This is a genomic window from Bacillus sp. ISL-4 (assembly GCF_018613275.1).
GTDB classification, from domain to species: domain Bacteria; phylum Bacillota; class Bacilli; order Bacillales; family DSM-1321; genus Peribacillus; species Peribacillus simplex_E.
In genome coordinates this window covers 21,526-28,608 of the sequence record NZ_JAGGQN010000032.1, presented here as the reverse complement: position 1 = coordinate 28,608, position 7,083 = coordinate 21,526, and the positions used below count along the sequence as shown (strand labels likewise).

General features: G+C 36.5%; 5 protein-coding genes and 1 pseudogene. 2 read left to right on the top strand and 4 right to left on the bottom strand.

Annotated features, from left to right (window positions below):
* Nucleotides 1-49: 49 nt before the first annotated feature.
* Complete coding sequence (locus tag J7J00_RS19210) at nucleotides 50-487, bottom strand: SRPBCC family protein (protein ID WP_286201468.1); 438 nt, start codon at nucleotides 485-487, stop codon at nucleotides 50-52.
* 342 nt (nucleotides 488-829) lie between these two features.
* Between J7J00_RS19210 and J7J00_RS19205 the strand changes: the two genes are divergently transcribed.
* Entirely contained in the window at nucleotides 830-1,231 is a 402-nt protein-coding gene (locus J7J00_RS19205; RefSeq protein ID WP_214793598.1) for a DUF1259 domain-containing protein, read from the top strand.
* A gap of 1,084 nt (nucleotides 1,232-2,315) precedes the next feature.
* Here the strand turns inward: J7J00_RS19205 and J7J00_RS19200 are convergent.
* A pseudogene (locus J7J00_RS19200) lies at nucleotides 2,316-3,589 on the bottom strand (IS110 family RNA-guided transposase).
* A gap of 172 nt (nucleotides 3,590-3,761) precedes the next feature.
* On the opposite strand from J7J00_RS19200, the gene J7J00_RS19195 reads away from it, so the two are divergent.
* Entirely contained in the window at nucleotides 3,762-4,997 is a 1,236-nt protein-coding gene (locus tag J7J00_RS19195) for an IS110 family RNA-guided transposase (RefSeq protein WP_214793595.1), read from the top strand.
* 295 nt (nucleotides 4,998-5,292) lie between these two features.
* Here J7J00_RS19195 and J7J00_RS19190 read toward each other — a convergent pair whose 3' ends face one another.
* Both J7J00_RS19190 and J7J00_RS19185 read right to left on the bottom strand, forming a co-directional pair.
* Nucleotides 5,293-6,204 carry a sigma factor regulator N-terminal domain-containing protein gene (locus J7J00_RS19190; protein WP_214793591.1) on the bottom strand — a complete coding sequence of 304 codons (912 nt, stop codon included), beginning with the start codon at nucleotides 6,202-6,204 and terminating at the stop codon, nucleotides 5,293-5,295.
* Entirely contained in the window at nucleotides 6,204-6,695 is a 492-nt protein-coding gene (locus J7J00_RS19185; RefSeq protein ID WP_214793588.1) for an RNA polymerase sigma factor, read from the bottom strand. Before J7J00_RS19185 ends, J7J00_RS19190 begins: the two co-directional genes overlap by 1 nt.
* Between the last annotated feature and the right edge of the window lie 388 nt (nucleotides 6,696-7,083).

Genomic DNA, 7,083 nt, shown 5'->3' with positions numbered 1-7,083 from the left:
TTCTCAATTATTGATCACCCTTCATTTTTTTACTAATGCACCCGTTTGTTTAAGTATATTTTTTCACAATCTTGTCGAGCGCTTCGGACCAGCCGTCGTACACGTACTGATCGCCGGAGTGACCGGCGAATCCGCTCAGGTGGAAAATCATCTCGGTGCGGTCGCCGTGTGCGGTGAGGGTTAGGGTCACGACAGGGGAGTTCTCGCTGGGATCATCGGGGTAGCCCCAGGTGAAAACGAGCCGTTCGAATGGTACGACGTCGAGAAACACACCTCCGGTGGGATACTCCTCGCCGGTCTCGATGTTGACCATCGTGTAGCGGTAGCGTCCGCCTTCGCGAACGTCGAATGCGATGGTCTCCAGGGGTGTCGAAGGCAACAAGTCGGCGAGTTCCTTCTCTTCGGTCCAGGCGCGCCACACGAGCTCTCGGCGGGCATTCAGGGGGCGAGTAATGGTAAACTTCGGTTCAGATGTGGGCAAGTTCATTGTTCCTCCTTTGTGGTCATGTCAAATATCTCTCACCATATTTTACCATAGAGACGAAGATCTTGTTTAACTATTCTGCCCTGTTACTGGAAGAAGAAAAAATGCCTTGCTTGTTAATGCCAAGCCCCTTATAGTTCTCCACAATCTTCTGTCCTCCATATACGTTCTATATTAGTTTCAAATCTTCCTATATTTTAAATACCTTTTTTTCTTCTTTTATGAAACATGGTTGTTGTTTAAAAAATATCTAATTTAGTCCATTTTCTAATATATAAACTTTTGGCTAGTTTCGAACACTTTTTATTTTCATATTCTAATGTATATCTTTTTGGAGGTGATTAAATGTCTAAAGATTTGTGTAAGGAACTCGCAAAAATCCTTAAAGGTGAAGCGCTGCAAAAAAATAATGTATGTATGGTAACAAGGGAGAGAAGTGATCTAAAACCAACAATCCTTGGTCAATCTACTCAATCAGAGATGGTAATTTCTCTTGAGTTTAGTTTTGAACCGATTTCAAAGAAAAGTGAAACTTTAAATTTAGCTGAACTTGTTTTTTTACAGGAAGAAGTGAATCCTTTTTTAAAAGCTATTAAAATGAGTGATCATATAAAAGTTTCGGCAACACACAACCACTGGTTATTTGAAAAACCACGACTCATTTATATGCACCTTGAATCAATTCAAAGTCCGTTGGAGTTTGCAAAAGAGGTCGCAAAGGCACTAAAAAAAGCTGGTATAAAATAAAACTGTACAAGCCTTTTCCTCTTAATCCATTTAGTGGCACCACTTCCAAACTAAAATTTTCAAATTTAAATTTAGGAGGGGGTAGTAGTTTCCCTCTCCTATTATTTTCAACTATTCTGCCCCGTCAGTCCGAACAACCCCCTCCTTATTTACTGCACATTACATTCGTATTACTACTTCTTATTCCACTACATTTGTCAATTTCTGGTTTATTTTTGGCGTTATTATTATTATTATTATTATTATTATTCAACCTAGCTCTTGAACATATATTAATAAGAGATGATTGAAATGGATAAACATCTACAACAAACATTTGATTTCCGTTATTTGAAAATTGGTCAATGGTGGAGTTTTGCAAATTGACTGTGGAACTGGTAAAATTCCACGCGTCGCTCCTGTTGGCTATACTACAGGAGGAACTTCATTAGTTGGTATAGCAGCTCCTCTAGAATTTTCTGTCCCATATAAGTAGCAGTAAGGCAGAAATAATAAGATTTTGCTTTTACTTTAAGTAAGTAATTTACTAATGTATGACTTCCAGCAGGAAGTCATTTTTAATTGTTAAAATTTCCTTAAAGGAAACAATAGGGGTCAAATACGAAGCTGCACCAAGTCCTTATTCAACTCCCTCAGTATGATAGCTATATCTCTCGAATGCTCACTTATTCGCAGGATTTCATAACCCTTGAAAATATATTTACGGTTAAAAGCAATGAGCTCAGATCATTTTGGTTTCATGGAGGCATAGTTAAATAAAGGAGTAATAGGAAACTCCATATTCTACCATATAATGCACATAATCTCCACGCCGCCCCTGGAGGCTTTCCCTCCCATGTCTCAACGGGTCATCGAAAAATATGCCCTCTCATTCCTTCGTCATGCCTATCCAAGGGGTGGAGGCCAGTTATGCTAACCTAATGGGTCGGTGCCCTTTTGTTCAAGAAATCTGGTACTCTGTGCATCTTTGAAATCCTACGAATAAGAAAACATTCGACAAAAGATAAGCTGAAAATAAAATATTAATTATTTTCAAGTGAGGTTCCCTTCGGGAACCTGTAAAGCATGATTTATTCAATAAAAACTAGGCTGCTAGAGCTGAAAAAAGTTGTAATTTTTCCGGGGAATAAGATTCATTTCGTTTGGCTATGCCTACAAATACTCGAGCCAGTTTACCAACCAATTTCATAATTGATTTCATTTTCTTTATTTTTTTCACCTTAACATTATTAGCGTGCAACGCTTTAAACTCAGGGTTATTCATGACAAGGCACATCGTCGCTAGGTATAAGAAACGCCGCAGTCTGGATCTCCCACGTTTAGAAATGACAATCTGACCTTTCCATTTATCAGAGCTCGCCTCGGAAAGATGTAACCCTGCATGACGAAGTAGAGAATTACCGTGGGCGAATCCACTTAAATCTCCAGCTTCCCCTAAAATTCCAGCTAAAGAGATTTCACTAATCCCTTTAATAGCCAACAGTTTCTTTGCGAAAGGAATTTGTTGAAGCACGTTAGTGACTTCTTGTTCCACTCTTTCGAGTTGCGTTGTAGCTAGATCATACTCTTCCAGTAGTTGTTCTAAATGTAGCTTGTAAGCATCATGTGCTTGGTGGGATCCGATAGAGCGTTTAGCTAAATCTATAAGTTGATAAGCTTTTTTCAACCCAGGCTGACGCTTCATTACCGATTTCCATTTGGCTACAATATCTTGAGGTTGCATCGATCGTAACTGGATTGGTGTCGGAAACAAACGTAGAGTTGCGATTGCCCCTTTTCCTTTCACATCTTTAAACACTTGTCGTAGCTCAGGAAAGACAACATCTACCCATCGATTTAATGATTAATAGAACTAACGAGACGTTTTACGATTACGTCACGGTTGGACATAAGAACTCGAAGTTTTTCGAAAGACTCTGAAGCCACATGAACAAAAGAATAGTATCCATTCTTGACCATATCCGCAATCACGAGAGCGTCTTTTTTATCACTTTTAGACTGAGTGTTATCTCGATTTTCTTTATTTCTTTTTACAAGGTGAGGATTGACTGTTACGACATCAATCTTTTCGTTAGATAACCATTTCGATAGATTAATCCAGTAATGACCTGTAGGTTCCATACCGACAATAGTTGTGTCTAAGCTGTTTTTACCTTTTAGTTTATTAATCCATTCTAGAAATCTGTTAAAGCCTTCTTCGTTATTTTCAAAAGTAAGAGGATCACCTACCACGATTCCTCGATAATTTACAGCTCGAGCAACGTGAAATTATTGGGCGATATCCACGCCAACAACGAGATGTCGATCAGAAATTCGTTCAATGAGTTGATTTTGTTTGTCCTGCATTTTAAAATTCATATTAGGGTTCCTCCTAAGGTTTTGAGTTAGAGTGATGTCTTACTCATATCTTACTGAGGAGCCCTATTTTTTTCAAAGTTAATAATTAACGCTCTACAGGAATGCTAACCTGCCCCGTTAGTTCCATAAGAAGCAGATGGCTCTTTAAAGAACTATCGCACCGAGATAATTTATGAATCCAGTAGTTGGTCTGGATGTGGCAAAAGGGGAAAGTCAGGTTCAAGCTTTCTTGGATAAAAAGCAGCCTTACAAAAAAGGCTTTAAAGTAGCACATACTCTTGAAGGGTTAGCTAGTCTTCTAGACTTTATTAGAGAAGTAGAAAATGTATCCGAGGAACGGCCTCCCCTTGTATTAGAATCCACTGGACATTATCATACACCAGTTGTCCAGTATTTCGAGGATAGAGGGTACTTATTGATTATCGTAAATCCACTCATATCGTATCGAGCTAAGAGTTCTAGTTTACGCAAGGTAAAGACAGATGTCATTGACGCTCGCCATCTCTGCGAGCTGTATTATAAAGAGGACTTAGAGCCTTATAAACAGCGAGGAATCCAGCTCTTAAACCTACGTAACCTTACAAGACAGCACGAAAATATTACAGGCATGTTTGTACAAACTAAATTACAATTTCAAGCAGTTCTGGATCAAGTGTTTCCTGAATACCGTGGGGTTTTTGGGGACTTACATTCATATGTTTCTTTACTAACTTTACAAGCATTTCCTACATCCGAAGAAATCTTGGATACTGGTGAAGAGACAATCGCCAAGAAAATAAAAGAATTATGTAAAAGTCGTTCGCAAAAATGGGCAGACAGTCAGGCAGAAAAATTGATGGCCGCCGCAGCTCAAAATCCATTTCAGAAAAACCTATATCATAGTCTGATTTTAAGCCTGGATATGTATATTAATATGCTTCTTGAATACAAAAAGCATCTATCCAAGCTTGAAGATGAGATAGATGCTTTAGCAAAAGGTATTGAAGAGTGTAAGATTATCCAATCGATCCCTGGTATCGGAGAAAAAATCGCGGCCACGATAATTTCTGAAATTGGGGAAATTGATCGGTTTAATCATCCTAAGAAACTGGTTGCATTTGCCGGAATCAATCCAAGTGTCTTTGAATCTGGTACATTCAAAGGTACTTTAAATCGGATTACCAAAAGAGGTTCTAGTAGGCTACGACACGCCTTGTATATGGCTGTAAAATGTGCCATCCGTGATTGTCGCAAAAAGAAAACGACAGATGAAATCATTCCTCGTAACAAGCGATTACGAGAATTTTATGATAAGAAACGTGAGGAAGGAAAGCCCTTTAAAGTAGCTGTGATAGCATGTGCCAATAAATTGTTACATTGGATTTATGCACTTTTAAAAAGTAAATCGACTTTCCAAGATCTAGCCTAGCTTTAAAGTATAACTAAACAGTCCAAAACTTTCCAAACACAAAACCTTGGAAGGTTATTTGGCATACGCAAATTTAGTATAACATGAAAAATTTTAAGTGTTTATTGAAAAATGTTGACAAACTATTGGCTGGTTTAGTTTAAGTACATCTATTCACAAACTGTGTTTTCTATGTATTAAAATAGATCAAATCTCATTAGCACTCTTTCCAAGAACACTGTACCGTTAGCTTCATAACAAAAAAGACTGCTAATTATCTTAATAAGAACATAATTTTTATTGGGTCTCTTGCATATTATTTTTCAGGTTTAATATAAGGAACGATTTGTGCAGTGGCACCTACTGAAGCACCGCGGATAAAATCTTGATTCTCTAAGGCTTTGAAATTGTTTGTTTTTCCAGTGAGCATTACCCCTAAAATTTTCACTTCACCGAACTTCTTATTTTTATTTACCTTTAAAAATTCTTGAATTGTTTCATCATTCCCGTTTGAATCATACTCTTTAAGACCATCGACAAAGTTTGAATATGATTCTTTAGGGTTGTCGGAAAGTTCAAACCCATAAACTGGCATACCAGCTGGCCCCTTGCTTTCATCCCTAATTGGAGAAGCCATATACAACCATACGATGTTTAAATTATCAGGGATTTTTGCTTGTATTTCCGGTAACGTGTATGGTTTATCAAAGGAAATGGCAACTTCTGCAACGTGGTTCTCCATTTCCGAAATTTCCCCTAATTCATTTTGTACACCATTATAGTATTTTTTTATGGATGGATGATAAAATGTTGCTGATTTACTCTTTGTCTGTTTATCATACTCATAGAACTCTGTATTAGACCAATGAAATCCTGGTACTAACTCGTTCGTGTCAATATTGACTCGAAACCAATCATATGAACTTGTAAGAGTGCTCCATTGAACTACATAACCATTAATATTCTTAGAACGGTTTGTAATAATGTTCCCCCCAAACATCGATGAATTACTTGTTACTTGAGAGTCGATATGAATATTAGGTTCAGCAATGGCATTATGTAAAAAAAGCTTTCCGTGAAGTCTTGTAGAGCTTTTCGCTGCAAAGTAGTTACCTGTTTTATAAAAGATAGGTAAGAGAATTAGTACTACAATAATTGAAGTGATGATAATTTTTAATAGATGTTTTCGTTTAGCCTTTTTTAAAGCATCATTTAACGAAGATTCCATCAATATGGTCCTCCTATTTTTGAGTGAATAAATTTACGTGCACGATATAATTTTTGCTTTACACTGTCTACTTGAATATCCAAAATAGTTGCAATTTCTTCATATGAAAAATCATAGTAATACTTTAAAAAGAAAATTTCTTTGTAATCTTTTTTTATGTCTTTTAATAAATAAAAAATCTCATCTTTATTTAAAACCGTATCAAAATCGCAATCGATATGTGATAGCTTTGAATAAATTTCCTCAGTTAAGTAAATGTTCTGCTGCTCCTTTTTCCTTTTCAAATCAATATATTGATTAAGTGATACTCTAAAAAACCAAGGACGTATATTGCTCTCTGTTAATTTATCCAATAGCGTGTAAATTTTGTAGTAGGTGTTTTGAATTATATCTTCTGCATCTTCTTTCTTGGCTCCTCTCGCTAGTAATAGCTTGAACACTTCCTCTCCTAAATTGATAAGGTAGGAGGTTAATACATTTTCTTTTTTCATCTTTTGTCCTCCCTATACTTATACAACGAATGAGTGATATTAGATGTATACACTTAGATGAATTAAATTTTAATTTTTTATGAATTGGTACTAAGATATATGATTCTTTTTCCGAAAATAAATAGCTTTATTATTCCTAAAATATTGTTTAAAGTAGACAACTTAATAACCTCCCATCACAAGAGGGTACTGCATTTCTAAAACAAAACTAAACAACTTAATTATCTATAAAGTAATATTTTTAACTATTTGAAAATACCTCTTATTCAACTATCCTGCCCCTATAGTTGCATAAGAAAAGGAGCTGCTGATCAGCTCCTGGTAATGAAGTAAAGCACCCGTTAGTTCATTAAGGAAAGCTATTCTTATTAAAGAATAGCGCCCGATT